General features: G+C 44.6%; 16 protein-coding genes. 10 read left to right on the forward strand and 6 right to left on the reverse strand.

Going from position 1 to position 18,919, the window contains the following annotated elements; genetic code table 11:
* The first annotated feature begins 16 nt into the window (after nt 1-16).
* Nucleotides 17-1,039: a GGDEF domain-containing protein gene (locus OCV56_RS20865; protein WP_061015592.1), complete on the forward strand. Its 1,023-nt coding sequence runs from the start codon at nt 17-19 to the stop codon at nt 1,037-1,039.
* Between the two features lie 86 nt (nt 1,040-1,125).
* Here the strand turns inward: OCV56_RS20865 and OCV56_RS20870 are convergent, their stop codons facing one another.
* Nucleotides 1,126-1,689 (reverse strand): outer membrane beta-barrel protein, encoded by a 564-nt coding sequence (locus OCV56_RS20870; RefSeq protein WP_086714398.1) that lies wholly within the window; start codon nt 1,687-1,689, stop codon nt 1,126-1,128.
* 369 nt (nt 1,690-2,058) lie between these two features.
* On the opposite strand from OCV56_RS20870, the gene OCV56_RS20875 reads away from it, so the two are divergent.
* The 5 genes from OCV56_RS20875 (at nt 2,059) to OCV56_RS20895 (ending at nt 6,258) form a co-directional block, all read left to right on the forward strand.
* Nucleotides 2,059-3,207, forward strand: coding sequence for an S-(hydroxymethyl)glutathione dehydrogenase/class III alcohol dehydrogenase (locus OCV56_RS20875; RefSeq protein ID WP_086714399.1), 1,149 nt, complete (start codon nt 2,059-2,061; stop codon nt 3,205-3,207).
* Between the two features lie 181 nt (nt 3,208-3,388).
* Nucleotides 3,389-4,228, forward strand: coding sequence for an S-formylglutathione hydrolase (gene fghA, locus OCV56_RS20880; protein ID WP_086714400.1), 840 nt, complete (start codon nt 3,389-3,391; stop codon nt 4,226-4,228).
* Between the two features lie 149 nt (nt 4,229-4,377).
* Nucleotides 4,378-4,710 (forward strand): DMT family transporter, encoded by a 333-nt coding sequence (locus tag OCV56_RS20885; protein ID WP_086714402.1) that lies wholly within the window; start codon nt 4,378-4,380, stop codon nt 4,708-4,710.
* A gap of 186 nt (nt 4,711-4,896) precedes the next feature.
* Entirely contained in the window at nt 4,897-5,298 is a 402-nt protein-coding gene (locus tag OCV56_RS20890) for a hypothetical protein (protein ID WP_086714404.1), read from the forward strand.
* Nucleotides 5,299-5,520: 222 nt separating this feature from the next.
* A complete protein-coding gene (locus tag OCV56_RS20895) occupies nt 5,521-6,258 on the forward strand; it encodes an NUDIX hydrolase (protein ID WP_086714406.1) in 738 nt (245 codons plus the stop codon).
* A gap of 85 nt (nt 6,259-6,343) precedes the next feature.
* Here the strand turns inward: OCV56_RS20895 and OCV56_RS20900 are convergent, their stop codons facing one another.
* The 3 genes from OCV56_RS20900 to OCV56_RS20910 all read right to left on the reverse strand — a co-directional run bounded on the left by OCV56_RS20900 (nt 6,344) and on the right by OCV56_RS20910 (nt 9,832).
* Nucleotides 6,344-7,045, reverse strand: a complete 702-nt coding sequence (locus tag OCV56_RS20900) for a DUF1028 domain-containing protein (RefSeq protein ID WP_086714407.1) — start codon at nt 7,043-7,045, stop codon at nt 6,344-6,346.
* 21 nt (nt 7,046-7,066) lie between these two features.
* On the reverse strand, nt 7,067-8,458 hold the full coding sequence (locus OCV56_RS20905; RefSeq protein WP_086714408.1) for a YfcC family protein: 1,392 nt from the start codon (nt 8,456-8,458) through the stop codon (nt 7,067-7,069).
* A gap of 120 nt (nt 8,459-8,578) precedes the next feature.
* A complete protein-coding gene (locus OCV56_RS20910) occupies nt 8,579-9,832 on the reverse strand; it encodes a M20 family metallo-hydrolase (protein WP_086714409.1) in 1,254 nt (417 codons plus the stop codon).
* A gap of 237 nt (nt 9,833-10,069) precedes the next feature.
* On the opposite strand from OCV56_RS20910, the gene OCV56_RS20915 reads away from it, so the two are divergent.
* Nucleotides 10,070-10,816, forward strand: coding sequence for a FadR/GntR family transcriptional regulator (locus OCV56_RS20915; RefSeq protein WP_086714411.1), 747 nt, complete (start codon nt 10,070-10,072; stop codon nt 10,814-10,816).
* 143 nt (nt 10,817-10,959) lie between these two features.
* Here OCV56_RS20915 and rhtB read toward each other — a convergent pair whose 3' ends face one another.
* Nucleotides 10,960-11,583: a homoserine/homoserine lactone efflux protein gene (rhtB, locus tag OCV56_RS20920; RefSeq protein WP_086714413.1), complete on the reverse strand. Its 624-nt coding sequence runs from the start codon at nt 11,581-11,583 to the stop codon at nt 10,960-10,962.
* A gap of 117 nt (nt 11,584-11,700) precedes the next feature.
* Between rhtB and OCV56_RS20925 the strand changes: the two genes are divergently transcribed.
* Nucleotides 11,701-12,612, forward strand: coding sequence for a LysR family transcriptional regulator (locus OCV56_RS20925; RefSeq protein ID WP_086714414.1), 912 nt, complete (start codon nt 11,701-11,703; stop codon nt 12,610-12,612).
* 74 nt (nt 12,613-12,686) lie between these two features.
* Here OCV56_RS20925 and exaC read toward each other — a convergent pair whose 3' ends face one another.
* Complete coding sequence (exaC, locus tag OCV56_RS20930; protein WP_086714416.1) at nt 12,687-14,207, reverse strand: acetaldehyde dehydrogenase ExaC; 1,521 nt, start codon at nt 14,205-14,207, stop codon at nt 12,687-12,689.
* 339 nt (nt 14,208-14,546) lie between these two features.
* Between exaC and OCV56_RS20935 the strand changes: the two genes are divergently transcribed.
* Nucleotides 14,547-16,337, forward strand: a complete 1,791-nt coding sequence (locus tag OCV56_RS20935) for a sigma-54-dependent Fis family transcriptional regulator (protein WP_086714418.1) — start codon at nt 14,547-14,549, stop codon at nt 16,335-16,337.
* Between the two features lie 403 nt (nt 16,338-16,740).
* Entirely contained in the window at nt 16,741-18,855 is a 2,115-nt protein-coding gene (locus OCV56_RS20940; protein WP_086714420.1) for a methyl-accepting chemotaxis protein, read from the forward strand.
* Nucleotides 18,856-18,919 lie beyond the last annotated feature (64 nt).

Genomic DNA, 18,919 nt, shown 5'->3' on the forward strand with positions numbered 1-18,919 from the left:
TATCCAGAGAGATCTAATGATTGATTCCAATGAAACCATGCGTAAACAAGTTTTAAGTGCTCTCTGCATAACACTGATGGTTATGGCTATTCCCATGTCCATTGGTAATAGCTTTGTATTTCCTAACAAATCTTATGCGTTATCAATAATAGAAGTATTTTATATCCTATTGGGTGGATACACTCTCTATCAAATTAGAGATAACCAAAACGTCACACTGCACTCTCACCTTCACGTCTTCTTTATTGCTGCGGCAATTTGTTTCGCTGAATACGCTAAGCCCATCGAAGAAGGCATCTACATTTGGTCTTGCAGTGTGCCTCTTCTCTTTTATTTACTGTTAGGAAGTCGTAACTCATTCACATATTCGATGGGGCTGTTGTTTATCCAACTCTCGATCTTGTTGCATGAAATAGCCCTCTACAATAAGCACGAATACATACTCTCAGTCGTCAATTTTTTGTGTGTTTACTTGGTAATAACAGCTGTGAGTCGTAAATATGAGAAGGAGCGTGAAGGCTCTAAGCTCTACGCTCGATACCTTGGCAGTCATGACTTACTGACAGGAGCACTGAGCCGTAACTCTTTACTGCAAACACTCAATAATGATTTCAATGATTACAATTCATTCATTATGTTCGATATCGACAACCTAAAAAAAATCAGTAGCAAGTTTGGTTACGCATATTCGGATAAGTTGATTAAAGAAGTCGTTCAAAGAACCTATACCATCATTAATCGGGATTACTTATATTACTTGGGTGAAGGACGATTCGTTGTACTAATCAAAAGCGATAGATTTAGAGAAAGTGCAGTGAATGAATTCAGTTTGGTCAACGATATTCAACAAACTGTCTCCGCTACCCCTTTCGCCGTCAACGAGCAGAAAATTGCAGTGACACTCAGTTCAGGAATCGCAGAGCTCAGTAAGTTCAATACGATAGAGCATGTATGGTATGAAGCTGAGGGTAACCTAGTGCTAGCTCGAAGCCATGGTTCATCAAGCATTTTTAAGAATCGTACTAGTCTCGTTAACTAGCTTGCGGCACTCTTTCAGGTAAGAACATAGTGAGATACGAACCTGACATTCGCATCTCACTAATCATTGAGTCCAACCTCCACAGACTAGAAGTTGTATTTTGCACCGATATTGATTGAGCTAATATCTGAATTTTTAACGCTCACAACTTCATAGGTCGTTTGAGCCGTCAATGGGCCAAAGTGGTAGCCTAGACCGCCGCCATAACCTAGCTCAACCGCAGACTCTTCAATTGTGCTGTTGAACTGATTAGTCACGTTTGTCGTTATCTTAGCTGTATAGCTAACATTATGCAGACCAACCTTGCCAAGAAGATAGAAATTGTCGCTAACGTAAAATTTAGGGATAGCATTGATACCAATGGAAGTTGCTGACAGGTCAACTTGAGCGTAACTCCCCTGACCAACGTACTCTCTTTCTACAACACCACCCAAATCTTTATACTCGACTTCAGCTGCCAAAGTGAAAACACTCCCTAACTCAAAATCGTATCCAGCACTAACAGTAAAGCCATCATCACTACTTACTTCTTCTGAATAGGCCACCTTACCGTGCCCTAGCTGTGAATAAGCAGTACCAACATAAAAACCATTCGCAAATGTTGAACTAGAAACAGATACAAGCATTAGAGTTAAAAGCGTTTTCTTCATATGAACCTCAAGTTAAAACATCAATTGGAATGCCCGATTCACACAAAAATTTAAAGGGCATTGAAACTTGAAGTAGGTTACCAATTTTCTAAACCGCCATCGGTAAGGCCGTGTAACGAACGTAACAGGAGACATTTACAAATAGCTCCCCCACCTATTCGCACTTCTTTGTACACTTCCCCCCAGCACCTAACTATTACACATATGTAATAATCATTTTCCATTTAGGGGGATTATCAAAACCTACACTCACACCTATACTAGCCACAACAAAACGAGAGAGCGGAAACAATTAAGCTCGACTACTCTTAACGAGTTAACGTTAATTGAACAGTTATCCGCTGTACTGACATATATAGGAAATATCCAATGACAATCGAAATTAAACCTGGTCAAACTCATATTAAATCAAAAGCAATGGTTGCATGGGCAGCTGGTGAACCGCTAAAAATGGAAGAAGTTGATGTACAACTTCCTAAAGCTGGTGAGGTTCTAGTTCGTATCGTTGCTACTGGCGTTTGTCACACTGATGCATTCACTCTTTCAGGTGACGATCCAGAAGGTATCTTCCCTTCAATTCTTGGTCACGAAGGTGGCGGTATCGTTGAAATGATCGGCGAAGGCGTAACAAGCGTTGAAGTTGGCGACCACGTTATCCCACTTTACACAGCTGAATGTGGCGAATGTAAATTCTGTAAGTCTGGTAAAACTAACCTATGCCAAGCCGTTCGTGAAACGCAAGGTAAAGGCCTAATGCCAGATGGCACAAGCCGCTTCTCTGTAAATGGCGAAACTATTTTCCATTACATGGGTTGTTCTACATTCTCTGAGTACACAGTACTTCCAGAAATCTCACTAGCGAAAGTAGCTAAAGAAGCACCACTTGAAGAAGTTTGTCTTCTAGGTTGTGGCGTTACAACAGGTATGGGCGCAGTACTGAACACAGCTAAAGTAGAAAAAGGCGACAACGTTGCTGTATTCGGCCTAGGCGGCATCGGTCTATCTGCAATCATTGGTGCTCGCATGGCTGGTGCTGACCGCATCATCGGTGTTGATATCAACGAGAGCAAATTCGAGCTAGCGAAACAACTTGGCGCGACTGACTGCATCAACCCAATGAACTACGACAAACCAATCCAAGACGTTATCGTTGAGATGACAGACGGTGGCGTTGAATACTCTTTCGAGTGTATCGGTAACGTTAACGTTATGCGTCAAGCACTTGAGTGCTGCCACAAAGGTTGGGGCGAATCTGTAATCATCGGTGTTGCAGGCGCAGGTCAAGAGATCTCAACTCGTCCGTTCCAACTAGTAACAGGTCGTGTATGGCGTGGTTCTGCTTTCGGTGGTGTTAAAGGCCGCTCTGAGCTTCCAGAAATCGTAAACCGTTACATGGCGGGTGAGTTTGGTCTACAAGAGTTCATTACTCACACTATGGGTCTGCAAGATGTAAACGAAGCATTCGACCTAATGCACAAAGGTGAATCTATCCGTACTGTTCTACACATGGATAAGTAATTCTCCTTGGTCTCGATACTTCGGTGTCGAGACCAAAGTTCTGACTTAAACATCAGAGCGAAACTGTCTTCACCACCTCCTGCCCGGTGGGTGGTGAAACCTTTAGCTATAACTTTGGCTTTAGTATTAAACAACCCAAACACATTAATTCCGAAACCATCAACCTAACGGAGCACAATAAATGACAATCGAAAACATTAGCCAAGCAAAGGTTGCTGGTGGTTGGCACAAACAATACACCCACTTTTCAGCAACGCTTGACTGCAACATGCGTTTTGCGATTTTCTTGCCACCAAATGCAAGCAAAGAAAACCCAGTTCCTGTTTTGTATTGGTTATCAGGCTTAACCTGTACCGATGAAAACTTCATGCAAAAAGCCGGTGCTTTCAAAGCCGCGGCAGAGCAAGGCATCGCTATTGTTGCACCAGATACAAGCCCACGTGGCGAAGGCGTTGCCGACAATGAAAGCTACGATCTAGGCCAAGGTGCAGGATTCTACGTGAATGCAACTCAAGCACCGTGGGACAGCCATTACCACATGTACGATTATGTAGTAACAGAGCTCCCAGCACTGATTGAATCGTTCTTCCCTGTAACATCAGTAAAATCAATTTCTGGTCATAGCATGGGCGGACATGGTGCACTAACAATTGGCATCAAGAACGAAGACAACTACCGTTCTATCTCTGCATTCAGCCCAATAACAAACCCAATGCAATGCCCTTGGGGACAGAAAGCATTCAACCAATATCTAGGCTTAGATATTGAAGAGTGGAAACACTACGATGCTTCTGAGCTTCTAAAAACCAAAGGCACTAAGCTGCCAATTTTGGTAGACCAAGGCGAAGCTGATAACTTCCTAATTGAGCAGCTAAAGCCTGAACAATTAGTTGAAGCCGCTAAGGTAACGAATGCCGATTTAGAGCTACGTATGCAGCCAGGTTACGACCACAGCTACTACTTTATCTCTAGCTTTATTGATGAGCATATTGAGTTCCACGCTGCTTACCTAAACAAATAGTCACATCTATTTAGCCCACACCTTGCAAAAGCGTGAGGTGTGGGCTTTTTTGTGCCTGCAATATGAGCTAATCCGCGATTAGCATCGAATACCACTTTCAAACACTCTTGCTATACCAACACAAACAATACAACGATAAAGGTACGAATATGAGCTGGTTTTTCTTGATGATGGGCGTAATGGCTGAAGCACTTTCTCACGTTGCACTTAAGGCAACCGATGGTTTTAGTTTGTCTAAACCTGTTCCTGCTTTGCTGGTTATTTCAGGACACTTAGCGGCATTTCTATTTTTGAGCCAAGCCATGAAAGGGATGCCAGTTGGTGTGGTGCACTCTTTATGGGCAGGTTTAGCTATCGTGACAGTGAGCCTGATTTCTACCTTCGTTTACAGCCAACATCTGGGCACTAAAGTTTGGATTGGCATGGGGCTTGTTGCCGCAGGCGTCATGTTGATCAACCTATCACAAGGGCACGCTCATTAATTGAACAATAAATTATCGTAAGGGGCTTACCAATTCAGATTTACAAGCAATAAGTTATGAACAGTGAGTCAATTCGTTCAAATTTCCTAACAGACAGGTGATGCCTTCACTTATTCATACTCTTACAATCAGCAAATCAAACCTGTTACCATAGCGCCTTCAACATTACCTATTTTGAAGGTTGCTATGAAAGCAATTAAAACTCTTTTCTTCCTGATGGTTTTATTGAGTGGTCTGTTTACCGCTTGGCTGTTTATCCCGATTCCTGCGACCATAGACAAACAAACACTCGATGTTCCATTAACGGAACCATTCAAGCTGGTGGCGTATCGCAGTAATCCGAACGATGCGAGCAAGCCGCTGACTTATCACTACTATGTGATTTCAGATGTGGTTGGCGTGGACGACATGGACCCGTTTCTAATTACGACAGACCAGTTTGTGAAGCTTGGCGAATTCGACGAGAATACATTCAACCTTACGGTTAACGGCAAGATTGAGAGCTACACCAACGATTTGTGGATCAAGAAAGCCGATGGCAAACTGCAGCACTGGTATGTAAGTATTAATGCCAACTACGTTCGTTAAAGTCGGTATACAATAGAATCTATTATTAGACAGCGCTTGGCTTCCAAGCGCTGTTTTTGTTTCTAACAACGCTCTCCACTTATCCCTACCCAGTCGACATAAACTGCATTGCCTACTTTTGATTCACTGCTACCCTGCTCTCAATGTGTTATAAGCTCTTTAGATACGATAAGCTCATCCAATGCTCACGCCCAATAAATCAAAAATAATAAAGGATCACCCGTGGAATTTACGCTCGACAAATTTAACGGCATCATCATCGACCCAGTGACAGCACCTCAAGATACTGATGCATTTCATGCCGAACTTTGTGAAATCACCGAGTTTTCAAAGCAAAACAGCAAAGGCATTATCTGGATCAGTTTGCCTATTTCACTGTCACGTCTTATCCCAGTAGCAACTAAACTCGGCTTTGTGTTCCACAATTGTCTAGAAGACGAGATAACGCTGATCCACAAATCCGAAATCGTCGAGTTTGTACCTTTCATCCCAACCCATACTCTGGGTGCTGGTGCATTGATCACCAATGAGCATAACCAAGTACTGATGATCAAAGAGCACGGTATGAAGGGCTACAAACTACCAGGTGGCCACATTGAACTTGGCGAGGGTATAGAAGAGTCTGTGGTTAGGGAGACCTTTGAAGAGACAGGCATCGAAGCCAATTTCGTTTCAGTGGTTGGTATGGCAACGCGCCATCCATATCAATTTGGCAAATCAAACCTCTACTTCGTTTGTCACCTTATCGCTCAAACTCAAGAGATTGCGATTCAAGACACGGATGAAATTGCAGAAGCCAAATGGGTAGATGTAGAAGAGTTCATCAACAACACTGAAAACTACCCGTTCAACCGTCAGATGGTCGCTTCTTTGGTCGGCAAACAAGGTTTGGAACTGACTCAACTCGAAGGCAATTCAGGTCCAACTCATAAGCCAGAAATCTTCTTTTCGAAGCACTAACGCACAGTCGTCTCAAAGATTGCAAAACAAAAAAGCCAAGTGATTTGAAACTCACTTGGCTTTTATTTCGATTAAACCTTCATTACTACCGGTTTGGTAGGTTGTTTAGAAAATCTTGAAAACCCGCCTCGCGGACACGCCCCAGCACTTTTCGCAATTCACTAATTAAGCACCCATCAGCCCAATCAACACGAATATCAATCGGCGCTTTAGTCAGGCTTTCTACTCGGAGTGATGCGGAAAAGGTTCCTCTCTTGTCTCCTCCCGCTTGCAACGCGGCTTCCAAGGCTGTTATCAATATTTCTGGTAGCTCTGCTTCATAGTTATCTCTATAAACAGGCGAGCCATCTTCTAAGATTGAGCTCGGATTCTGCGTCGTTTGAGCGATAAAGCTGTCTGAAAAGGCCTGTAAAACCTTGTCACTCTCTAGCATGTTCCCAGCAACGGCAATCGTAGGATAAGCAATCGCGCCAACATAAGGGATGTTGTCATCCCCATGAATGAAAGCGCTATCGCCATTTTTATCCATCACCATACATTGGCGTTTTGAATATTCGGCATCGCCTACTTTTAAAGACTCGACAACCTGATCAGCCGTCTTACCGAGAATAAATAACTCACGCGCTTTGTCTGCATACCAAGGGTTAGTAAATAACCCTTGAGTTGCACACGCCCCGACACCTCGCCAGCTATGGTTTACATAGCCTCCGACTGACACACCTCCTGTCGCAGAGATAGAAGCCGACAAACCGGTATTTGGGTTAACGTGAATAAGTGAAATTGTCATAGATGTTCAACACCAAAAAAACTAATAACCAATCATTTGTCCAATGAACAGCGCCACCCAACATAGGGCATAAACCACCAACATAAATGGCACAATCGCTTTCAACCACTGCTCGTAAGAGACTCGACCCAGCGCAAGCATCGCTAGCGTGCCGCCAGAGGTTGGTACAATAAGGTTTGTTAGGCCATCACCTACTTGGAATGCAGTAACCATCAGCTGACGACTCATACCTGCTAAGTCAGCAACTGGGATCATGATCGGCATGGTCACCATTGCCTGACCAGAACCACCAGGAATGAATAAGTTGATGATGCCTTGAACCACACTCGCCACAATAGCAGCTAACGCGATTGGCATATCTTGAATCAATGAACTCAGTGCATTAACAATGGTATCGATAATTGACGCTTGGTTAAGGATCACTTGAATAGAGGCAGCAACACCGATCACCAAGGCACCAGAGGTAACGCCCGACGCACCTTCCATCATCTGCTTAACAATGGCGTTTGCACCCAAGCCGTTCACGATACCAATAGCAATCGCCATCAATAAGAAAAGACCCGCGATCTCATTGATGTACCAGCCATTAGCGAACACACCGTAAAGCATGATACCTAAACCAATAAGAAAAACGCCCAAGGTCATTTTGTCTTTCTTATTGAGTTGGTATTCAGAAAGATCTTTACTCAGGCCGCCAGCAGTCTCTGGCTCTTTGAACTCCATTTTAGTGACACGAGAACAAATGTAGTAAGACAGAAATGCCAAAGAAGAAAGCACCATAACGGTACGCAACCAAGCACCAGAGAAGATTGGAAGCTCCGCAATGCCTTGTGCAACACCAACCGTGTACGGGTTAATCGGTGACAGAGCGAAACCCACACCGATACCACCTACCGCCATCACCGTGCCAACTAAGCTCGAATATCCAACCGCAGCAGAGATCAGTACCGCAACTGGCACTAAGGCGATGTTGTTTTCGAAGCCGACCGCTACACCAAAGAAACCATAGATGAACGTACCTATCGTAATGATTAGATTACGGTTTTTAATTCCAGCCTTATTTACCGCAACACCGATGGCATTTTCTAATGCACCAGTGCGTTGCAAAATATGGAATAGACCGCCCGCGATAAACACAATAAACAGGTAAGGTGCCGCGCTAATCAAACCTTTAGGAATAGACACAAAAATATCGAAGAAATGTACTGACGGAATGCCTTCAATATAAGTAAAGGAATCAGCAACAACCGTTGTTCTGCCATCAACGACAACGCGTTCAAACTCACCGGCTGGCACTATAAAAGTAAGAAGGTAAGTGGCAACCAGTATAAAAAAGATAAGAACCATCGGGTCTGGTACGTTTTTGTACCACGCCTTCTTCTCTGCTGTTTCCATTTTCTCTGTCATATCCATAACCAATCTCTCCTTAGTATAGGGAGCGCCTGAGAGCTGCGCTCTGTAGTATTTGTAGCAGGCGATAACCAGAACTTTGTTCAGATACCGTTAAAGACTGCTACCAAAATCTCGAATCGTTTATTTTTGCTCTGCTTTCATCAATAGACAGAAGTGGTTTAACACTTCGACTGTGGCAACCAAATCTTGCTGAAGAATGGCTTCGTCTGGGTGGTGGCTAATGCCATCAGTACAACGCATAAACAGCATGGCAATGTCGGTGAGCTTACTCACTGCCAAGCCGTCATGGCCTGCACCGCTATATAGATGTTTCGGTGTAATACCCGACAAACTTACCGCGTTACTTAAAACTGACGATAAAGAGTCGGCACAGGTCACAGCTGATTGCTCATAAGTCTGTTCATGACGGTAAGCCAAGTTGTATTGAGTCATCAGGCTGTCGATATCTGCCAACATTTCATCTCGCGCTTTAACACGAGAAGCGTCATTTGGCGAACGAAGTTCAATGGTAATGTCTGTTTGTTGAGGGATAACGTTGACGCCATTCGGATAGTTAGCAATTTTGCCTACAACACCGACTAGGTCTTCTTCTCGCTTACAAAGCTGATCAAACATGTGGATCACTTGAGCTGCACCTACCAACGCATCTTGGCGTAGGTTCATCGGTACTGTGCCCGCATGGCTCGCTTTGCCAATGATCGACAAGGTATGGCGCTCAATCCCAGTCATTGCCGTCACTACCCCAACAGGCAGGTTGGCTTGCTCTAACTGCGGGCCTTGCTCAATGTGCAGTTCAACAAAACCAAGCACATTTTCTTTCTCATAAGCGTCTTCACTAATGAGGTCTGGGTTACAACCAAAAGACACCAAAGCATCTCGCATGCTTACGCCGTTTGCATCCTCTGCTGTCAACATCGCAGGGTCGAATATGCCTGAAATCGCTTTTGAGCCTAAAAGTGTCGATTGAAAGCGCGTGCCCTCTTCGTCACTAAAAGCAATCACATCAATATGAAACGGGAACTCTAACTGGTTGTTGTGAAAGTAATTAACCAGTGCGATTGGCAGTATTACGCCAAGGATCCCATCATATTTGCCCCCATTAGGCACCGTGTCTTGGTGTGATCCAAAGATCAGTGTTTTGGCATCTGGGTTAGCACTTGGGTAACGACCAATTAAGTTTGCCGCGTTGTCCATTCGAACTTCCATACCAGACATTGTCATCCAGTTATGCAGTTTACGGTTTGCCTCTTCATGCTCTTTAGACGCACATAAACGCGTAACCCCTTCGTTATCGGGATCGGATGTTTGGCTGCATTGAGCAATAGACTCTAGCCATTCCCACGTTAAGCTGGCGGTTTCTTCGAATTTACCCATCTAAAATCATTCCATTCTGATCATGTACACCCAGGCAATTTATCATGATAAATATCAAATAAAAGCTATTTATCATGATAAATAAATATTTTGTGACTAAGATTCGATCAATAATCGGAGTGTTTCATAACTCAACACTCCGATTTTTCCGGGGTTTTTAGGGCAAGAAAACAGGTGACATTCAGAGGAATTCCGTCAGAATTCAATAGGTACGGATAACACCCCAGCGAGGATAATGTGGCAAAAAGCGCGAAGAGACGTAGAACACAAGAATTAGCAGAATCGATCAAGAACTGGATCGTCGAGCAAGCACTGCAACCTGGGGATCGTTTACCTAACGAGCTTGAGGTTATGGAGAAGTTTGACGCTTCAAAAGGAACGGTTCGTGAAAGTATGCGAATCTTGGAAGCGCAAGGCATTTTGTCGACCAAAACCGGCCCGAATGGCGGTGTGTTCGTTAGTGAGATGAGCGAAAACAAAGCGCAGTCACTCTTAAGTAACTACCTGTTTTTTAAGAACACTTCGATATCAGATTTATACCAAATGCGTTTGTCGCTTGAGCCGGAGATTGCGGCTTCCCTCGCGGGGAGACTAAGCGAGTCGCAACTGCAGGCACTGAGCGACCAAATCGACAAGTATCAAACGCCACCGGAAGATATCTATCAAGAGCGCGAACACCACATCGCATCGCTAGAGTTCCACAGCTTACTGGCAAGCTATTCAGATAATGAACTATTAAAGTTTGTAGTACGTTTTTCCGCGCAAATGCTTACTGAGCTGACGATTTATCACAAGCTTTACGAACCAGGAAACCACAAACTGTGGCGTACCGGCGTACAAAGCCAGCGCGACCTTGTGCAAGCGCTGAGCAAAAGTGACGCAATAAAAGCGAAGCAAATCATGCAGCAACATATGCTGACAGCGCACCAGCTTATGATTAAGCAAGAAGCGCAAATCGCTAACAGCTTTATCGCCGAAGAATAAGTCCGAGCACGTTCAACTTACCTAGCACATCTCGCACACACTAAAAACGCCAAGCTCATAAGAACTTGGCGTTTTGGTAATGATCGAGCACCATTTTGTGTCTCACGACCAATGCCTGACTCCTTGTAACCACCAAACTCGCATTAGCTTCGTCCAGCCATTGCCAATAAACTGCCTGTACCAATAAATACACTACCGAAAATACGGTTTTGCACAATCATATGGCGGCGATTCTGCACTAATCCGGTCAAACGACTGGCTAACAGTGCATAACCACACATCACAAGCATATCGACTGTAAGTAAAGTACTGCCTAGCACTAGTATCTGCTCTACATGGGGACTGCTTGACACAATAAACTGGGGCAAAAGAGCTACAAGGAAAACAATACTTTTAGGATTGGTAACGTTGACAATCACCGACTGACAAAACATTTTCAAGCCACTGACTTTCTGCTGGTGTCCTTTGTAATGTGTATTATCCACCGTCTCTGTAAACTTCTTGATGCCCAAATAAATTAGGTAGAATGCCCCAACCCACTTTATAGCGATAAACGCAACTTCTGATTGGGCAAGAACAGCGCCAAGTCCAACACCAACCATCACAATATTGAACATATTTCCAACTTGTAACCCAAGGTTTGAAATCAAGCTTCGGCGAAAGCCGTATTTCATTGTTATTGACATCATATTCACGGCTCCTGCACCAGGAGAAACAGCTAAAACAATGCACGCCATCAAAAACGCAAACCACAAATCAAAATTCATTTAAGCTTCCTTTTAAAGTGACATCGGCTCTAGACTTAAGCCGTAGTTGTAGCTAGTTTACTCATCACATAAAAGTAGAAAAACTAAGTTTTTATATATTCATTCGTAAGGAAACCTATGGACATTCGATTTCTTGAAAGCCTTGTCGCAGTCGCAGAGGAAGGGTCAATAGCCGCTGCAGCTCGTGCGCAAGGCATAACACCAGCAGCGATCAGTCAAAGGATTCAAGCGTTAGAGGGCGAGTTTAATTGTAAGTTGTTTAGACGAGCAGGAAGTACTGTTCAGGCTACATATGCCTGTTTGGCGGTTGTCCCTAAAGCAAAATCGATCATCAGAGAGACTCGTGATCTTATTGAAGTTGCGCAAGGGTCGGGATTAGATGGAACGTTAAGAGTGGGGGCTAACTCAACGTCATTAACCGCGTTTATCCCATCGACTCTCAAGTCCATACGCAAAGTTGCGCCACAGGCAAAATTTCATATCATTCCTGGGAATTCTATCGACTTAAATCGGAGCCTTATCAATGGCGACCTTGATGCAGCTATTGTCGTTGCCCCTCCCTCAGTCATTCCGAAAACATTGCGATGTAGGGAATTGAGAAACGAGCCTCTTGCATTAATTCATAACAAAACGATTCAAGGGTCAATTGCAAGTATACTCGACAACAACGCTTACATTAGGTATGACCCTACCTGTTGGGGCGGGCAAATGTCGGAACGATTCATGAACGACACGGGCATGACTAAAAATACCATTTTCGACCTAGATTCCCTTGAGGCGATTGTTCAGCTTGTGATGGAAGACGTTGGAGTATCAATAGTTCCAGTCTGGCCTGGCTTGGAGCTCTTTGATGAACACATCACCATCACACCAATAGCCAACAAGAAATACAACCGGAAGATGGTACTACTGAGTGCATACCACCCTAGACAGCCCAAACTACTCGAGTTGTTTGTAAAACACTTAGGTGAACTCGACTCGATTACACTGCAAAAAAATGAGTCAAACCATCAAGGATCGGGGCAATAAAATGGGAAAAAGCGCCGTTGATACGGCGCTTTGTATTGAGTTCAAATACTACCCTGAATCCATTTTTTGTTTAATTAGAAAAAACCTAATGGATTGGTATCGTAGCTGATCAGTAGGTTCTTGGTATTTTGATAGTGGTCGAGCATCATCTTATGTGTCTCACGGCCAATGCCAGATTTCTTGTAACCTCCAAACGCCGCATGTGCTGGGTAAGCATGGTAACAGTTAACCCAAATACGACCCGCTTCGATATTACGACCCATGCGATAAGCAAGGTTAGCATCACGCGTCCATACACCTGCGCCCAAGCCATACTCGGTATCGTTGGCAATCTCTAGAGCTTCCGCTTCATCTTTGAAGGTAGTGACAGCGATAACAGGGCCAAAGATCTCTTCTTGGAAAACACGCATTTTGTTGTGTCCTTCGAGCATGGTTGGCTGGATGTAGTAACCATTACCTAAATCATCTGGTTGCTGCGCGATTTCGCCACCTGTCAGCACTTTCGCGCCTTCTTGGCGGCCAATCTCAAGATAGCTAAGAATCTTATCGAACTGCTCTTGAGAGGCTTGTGCGCCAACCTGAGTTTCGGTATCTAATGGGTTACCTTGTTTGATAGTTTGGGCACGCTCGACCACTTTCGCAATGAACTTGTCGTATACCGATTCATGGATCAACACACGCGAAGGACAGGTACACACCTCACCTTGGTTAAAGAACGCCAGCAACATACCTTCGACACACTTATCTAGGTATTCATCTTCATGGTTAAAGATATCTGGGAAGTAGATGTTTGGAGACTTACCGCCAAGCTCTACCGTTGATGGAATCAAGCTTTCAGCAGCACACTTCAGAATATGATGACCAACTTCAGTTGAACCCGTAAATGCTAACTTAGCAATGCGATTACTGGTCGCGAGAGCCTGACCCGCTTCACTACCAAAACCATTGACGATGTTGACCACGCCAGCAGGCAGGAGATCTGCAATTTTCTCCATCATAACCAAAATAGAAGTCGGAGTTTGCTCGGCAGGCTTCATCACGACACAACAGCCTGCTGCTAAAGCAGGAGCCAGTTTCCAAGCCGCCATTAGAATCGGGAAGTTCCAAGGAATGATCTGCCCAACCACACCAATTGGTTCTGGGAAGTGGTAGCTAGCGGTGTTTGAATCTAGCTCAGCTGCGCTGCCTTCTTGCGCTCGAATACACCCCGCAAAGTAGCGGAAGTGATCGACAACCAACGGAATATCTGCCGCCAGAGTTTCACGCACAGGTTTGCCGTTTTCCCACGTCTCAGCAACCGCGATCTCTTCTAGATTTGCTTCAATACGGTCAGCAATTTTAAGTAGGATATTAGAGCGCTCAGTTACACTGGTTGCTGCCCAACTCGCACGAGCTGCATGCGCTGCATCGAGTGCTAAGCTAATATCTGCTTCGGTTGAACGTGCCACTTGGCAATACACCTGACCATTCACTGGGGAAGTGTTATCAAAATACTCGCCGCTGACAGGCTTCACCCACTCACCACCGATAAAATTATCGTATTGAGCTTTAAAGTTCACCACTGCGTTATCACTACCCGGCTGTGCGTAAATCATAGTTAGATCCTTCTTTGATTTTTAGTCGTTGCTCATTCGTTGTTGAGCTTATGTTGTCGAGCTAGCATGGCGTCTTCCCGAAAGAAAAGAACACGTAAACAAAACCCGCCATGTTTATTCTTTCTGTTTAAAACACTGATACTTCGTGTTTTCTTCACCATAGTAACAACGCAAATCACACGCCAGAACTTCAAAACTTGTTGTTAATAAATTGTAAAACTATGATTACCAAACGTTTACAACCCAAAGTGAGTTGGCATTGAACGGACGTGTGGAAACCACTCCAGTGTTCAACTGTTCCAATTTGGTACACCCTCACTGTTACGACATGGAACAGTCATGCAACTTCAACACACACAAAACTCAGATTGGCTTTCGTCCTCTTGGCACCGCAGCACAGAAGCGGGGCTAAAACAAAGACGACTTCCCGAAGATATTCGTCTGCCACAATCGATTCTTAAGCAGCGACGTCATCAATCATCGAGCTTGATTCAAATCGTCGAGCGCAATGCACTGCCTCTGTTCAACCAGATGTTTGCACGTACCGACAGTCGTTTGATCTTGACCGACATTGAAGGGGTGATTCTGGCTAGTTGGGGACAAGAGAGATTTAAAGAAAAACTGACTTCGATTGCACTCAGCTCTGGTGCCTGTTGGCAGGAACAACTCAAGGGTACCAACGCGATTGGCACCGCCATTGTGGAAGCCAAACCAGTGACTATCATTGGTGAACAGCACTTCATCCACCAGCATCGGTTTATAAGTTGTTCAGCAAGCCCTGTGTTTGATCATCAAGGCCAGATGGTTGGCGTATTGGACATTACCAGTGAGCAGCAACAACACGACAGTTCGGTGCAGCTACTCGTTCAAAATATGGTTCAGCTTATTGAGAATCAGCTATTGAGCCATATCCCACAAGGCACGACTCGTATTGATCTCGCGTGCGATAAATCGCTACTTCACAGTGGTTGGCAAGGGATTGTAATAGCCAATGAAGCTGGAGAGGTGGTCGCGCACAATCAGGTCGCCTCTCAACTTTTAGATCAAATCTCGATCGTCGGTGAGAGTATCGATACCCTCTTCAACCGAACTTCAATAGATGCGCCCTTTGTGTTTGAAAAACAGCACCTCAAACGACCAGTAACCAAGCGCACACGCTCTATTTCAGCATCGTGTGATTTGCACCATGGTGAACAACAGATAGAACACGCTTGGCAGCAGGCCAATAAGGTTATCGACAAAGGCATTAGCCTATTAATTCTAGGTGAAACAGGTGTCGGTAAGGGCGAGTTTGTTAAAGCGTTACACAAGCAAAGCCAGCGTAAATCATCACCCTTAGTAGCAGTCAATTGTGGCGCGTTGCCTAAAGATCTTATCGAATCTGAATTGTTTGGTTACGCGCCGGGCGCCTTTACGGGAGCAAGCCACAAGGGCTTCCAAGGCAAGATCCGCCAAGCAGATAAAGGAATTCTATTTCTCGATGAGATAGCCGATATGCCTTTAGAAGCTCAGTGCCGACTACTGCATGTTCTGCAAGACAAATCCGTGGTGCCAGTTGGTTCCAATCAAAGCTACCAAGTCGATTGCCAGATCATCGCTGCCACACATAAAAACCTAGAACAGTTAGTCGCAGCAGGAGAGTTTAGGCAAGACCTGTATTACAGACTCAATGGCTTAGCCTTTACCTTGCCAAGCTTGCAACACCGACAAGATAAGCATGCTTTAATCGAGCACATTCACAGTAAATACGCCGAAGGTGAGCAGACAATCTGCCCACATTTGATGGGGTTGCTATGCGCCTATTCATGGCCGGGTAATATCCGCGAGTTAGACAACCTAATCAAAGTCGCCACTTTACTGGCGAGTGACGAACCACAACTCACACTCGAGCATGTGCCTAGCCACCTTGCTCAGCACCTCACCTCTTTAGCTCAAGATAGTCATCACCAGATTACTGCTTCTCGTATCATCGAAGGTAAGCCAAATGCAGATTTAAGAAGTACCGTTGAAGAAACCTTGCTACAAACCTATCAGGCTAACCAAGGGAACATCAGTAAGACATCGCGGATCCTTGGGATCAGTCGTAATACAATTTATCGAAAGCTAAAGAGTTTGGGGATTCTTCAATGAAGAGAATGAACCAAGCTTTGTCTTGCATGGATTTATAAAACAAACATAGAAACTCGCATAAATAGGAGGAATGAATGATTTTAAGTAAAATTAAGTGTGACCATTGTCATATAATGAATAATCCACATTCAGTAACAAGCGAAAACAACACTACTCTCGCCCAATAAAAGACCACTTTATCAATAAGGTTTAAAGATCAATAAATACAATTGGTTACTTAACCTTAAACAAACATTTATTTCTCTTTCAGAACCCATGCATCAAATATAAAGATAAGCCCAACACAATCCTGTTTATAAATTTGATCTTCCCATTCTTTATCTGTTCATTATCTTGAATTTTTCATTCATTTATCTTGTTTAAAATCTCTCCAAAACTACCACTATTTAGCTAGAGAGATCATATGTTTAACAGTATACGAACGCGAATTGCGGTGAGTGCAGGCGGGGCGATGGCTTTCACCCTGTTGATCGCAATGGGCATGACCACTAGCGCTTTTACTGATGTGAACAAACAAGTCACAGAGAAAGTAAAACTACAGTTAACCGACGCTACGACAAGCGATTTACAAAATACGGCACTTCAGCAAGGGTTGAACATTTCCAACCAACTTAACCCGGTGCTAGCCAACTTAACACAAGCACGTTCAATCATAGAGTTGAGTTCAGAAACGGACGCTAGCGCAAACCTTATCGTTAAACAGTTTACTGCCGCGCTAGAAGCACAAAATAAAGCCGTATTTGCTGGCTACATGGTGTGGGAAAACAAAACATGGCCACAACAAACCGATCTGAATGGCGAGATTAGCTTGAACAGCGAATTAGGTTTCAACAGTCAGGGCTACCTTGCCCCTTTCTTCTCTCCCAATGACCAAAACAGCTTTGATGCAGTCGCGATGGAGAGCTTCAGCAATACTGAACTCAACAGCAATGGTGAACGCAAAGACGACTGGCACTTAATGCCTTACCAAACCGGCAAAACGTTCGTAATGGAACCGTATTTCTACCCGGTTCGAGGTAAGCAAGAGCTCATCACCACCATCAGCCAACCAATCAAACAAGACGGGAAAATCATTGGCTCAATTGGCTTTGATTTGTCTTTGTTCGAGCTTCAAAGCCAGAGTGAATTGTTTGCGCGTGACCTGTTTGATGGCAAAGGCAAGATCCTCATCACTTCCTGGAAAGGCATTACACTGGCCAACAGCAGTGCTGGAAACATGGTTGGTAAGAAAGTCTCACCAGAGCTAGAAAAAGAGTGGTCGCGTGTTCAGTCTATCGCTAAACAGTCTGGGGCTGGGTTGGTTACATTTGGCGGAGATGAGTACGCCATTACTGCTATCGAGACTAGCGACGCACCGTGGGTAGTCATGGTGTCGGTTCCCAGTAGTCACCTTGCAAAAAGTGTCGACGAATACACCCAGTGGAGTGATGAGCAGAATTCGAAAGCGCTTGAGAAAGGTGTGTGGGCGGGGATCGTCGCCGTTCTTCTAGGCATAATATCTATGGCATTGATCGCCAACTCACTGGGCAAAGTTCTCAATAACTTGGTCGAGCGATTCAAAGATGCCGCACAAGGCGAAGGCGATTTAACCTACCGCATAGAAGTAAAAGGAAAAGATGAGACCGCGCAACTGGCTCACTGGTTCAATACCTTCCTATCTCGTATACAAGAGATGCTACTTACTGTAATGGCGACAGCAGACCAAGTCGATAAGAACGCGACTGAAGGTCAAGCGCGTGCAGAAGTTTCCCGTGACCAGTTGAACGCTCAAGTAAACGAAGTGAATTCACTGGCCACTGCAATCAATGAGATGAGTGCAACTGCGCAAGAAGTAGCGAACTCAGCCGTGCAAGCCGCTGCCGCAGCGAGCCAAGTCCAAAGTAATAGCCTTAACGGTATGACACGCATGGACAATGCTGCCAGCGCGGTTGATAGCTTAGCGGTTCAAGTAAATGATGCGCAGCAACAAACGCAAAACTTGGTCGATTCGAGCACTGCTATTCAAGGCATTTTAAGCGAGATTGGTGGTATTGCAGAACAAACTAACTTGCTTGCACTGAATGCTGCCATTGAAGCAGCCCGCGCAGGCGAAGCAGGACGAGGCTTTGCCGTGGTGGCCGATGAAGTACGTAACCTAGCAAACCGTACTCAAGGTTCGACCGAAGAGATCCGCTCAATGCTGGCGCGCTTAGAGCAAGAGACCCAATCTATCGTGGTGTTGATGGAGCAAAGCCAACAGCAAGCGAATGATACCAAAGGCGAAACTCAAGCAGCTCATTTAGCGCTGTCTGAGATTAACCAAGCTATTGAAGTCATCAACGACATGAACAATCAAATCGCTTCCGCGGCTGAAGAGCAAAGTTCAGTATCTGAAGAGATTAACCGTAATGTGGTCATCATTAACGACACCGCAGTGGAAGTGATGGACACCATGACATCGTCGGTAGAAATCAGTAATGAGCTGACAGTAAAAGCCGGAGATTTACACGGGGAGTTGAGTAAATTTAAGCTCTCTTAATTCGCGCTCTCTTCCATAAAAACAAGGCCGAGAAACGCAATGTTCTCGGCCTTGTTTTTATGGA

This window comes from Vibrio gigantis (assembly GCF_024347515.1).
GTDB lineage: Bacteria > Pseudomonadota > Gammaproteobacteria > Enterobacterales > Vibrionaceae > Vibrio > Vibrio gigantis.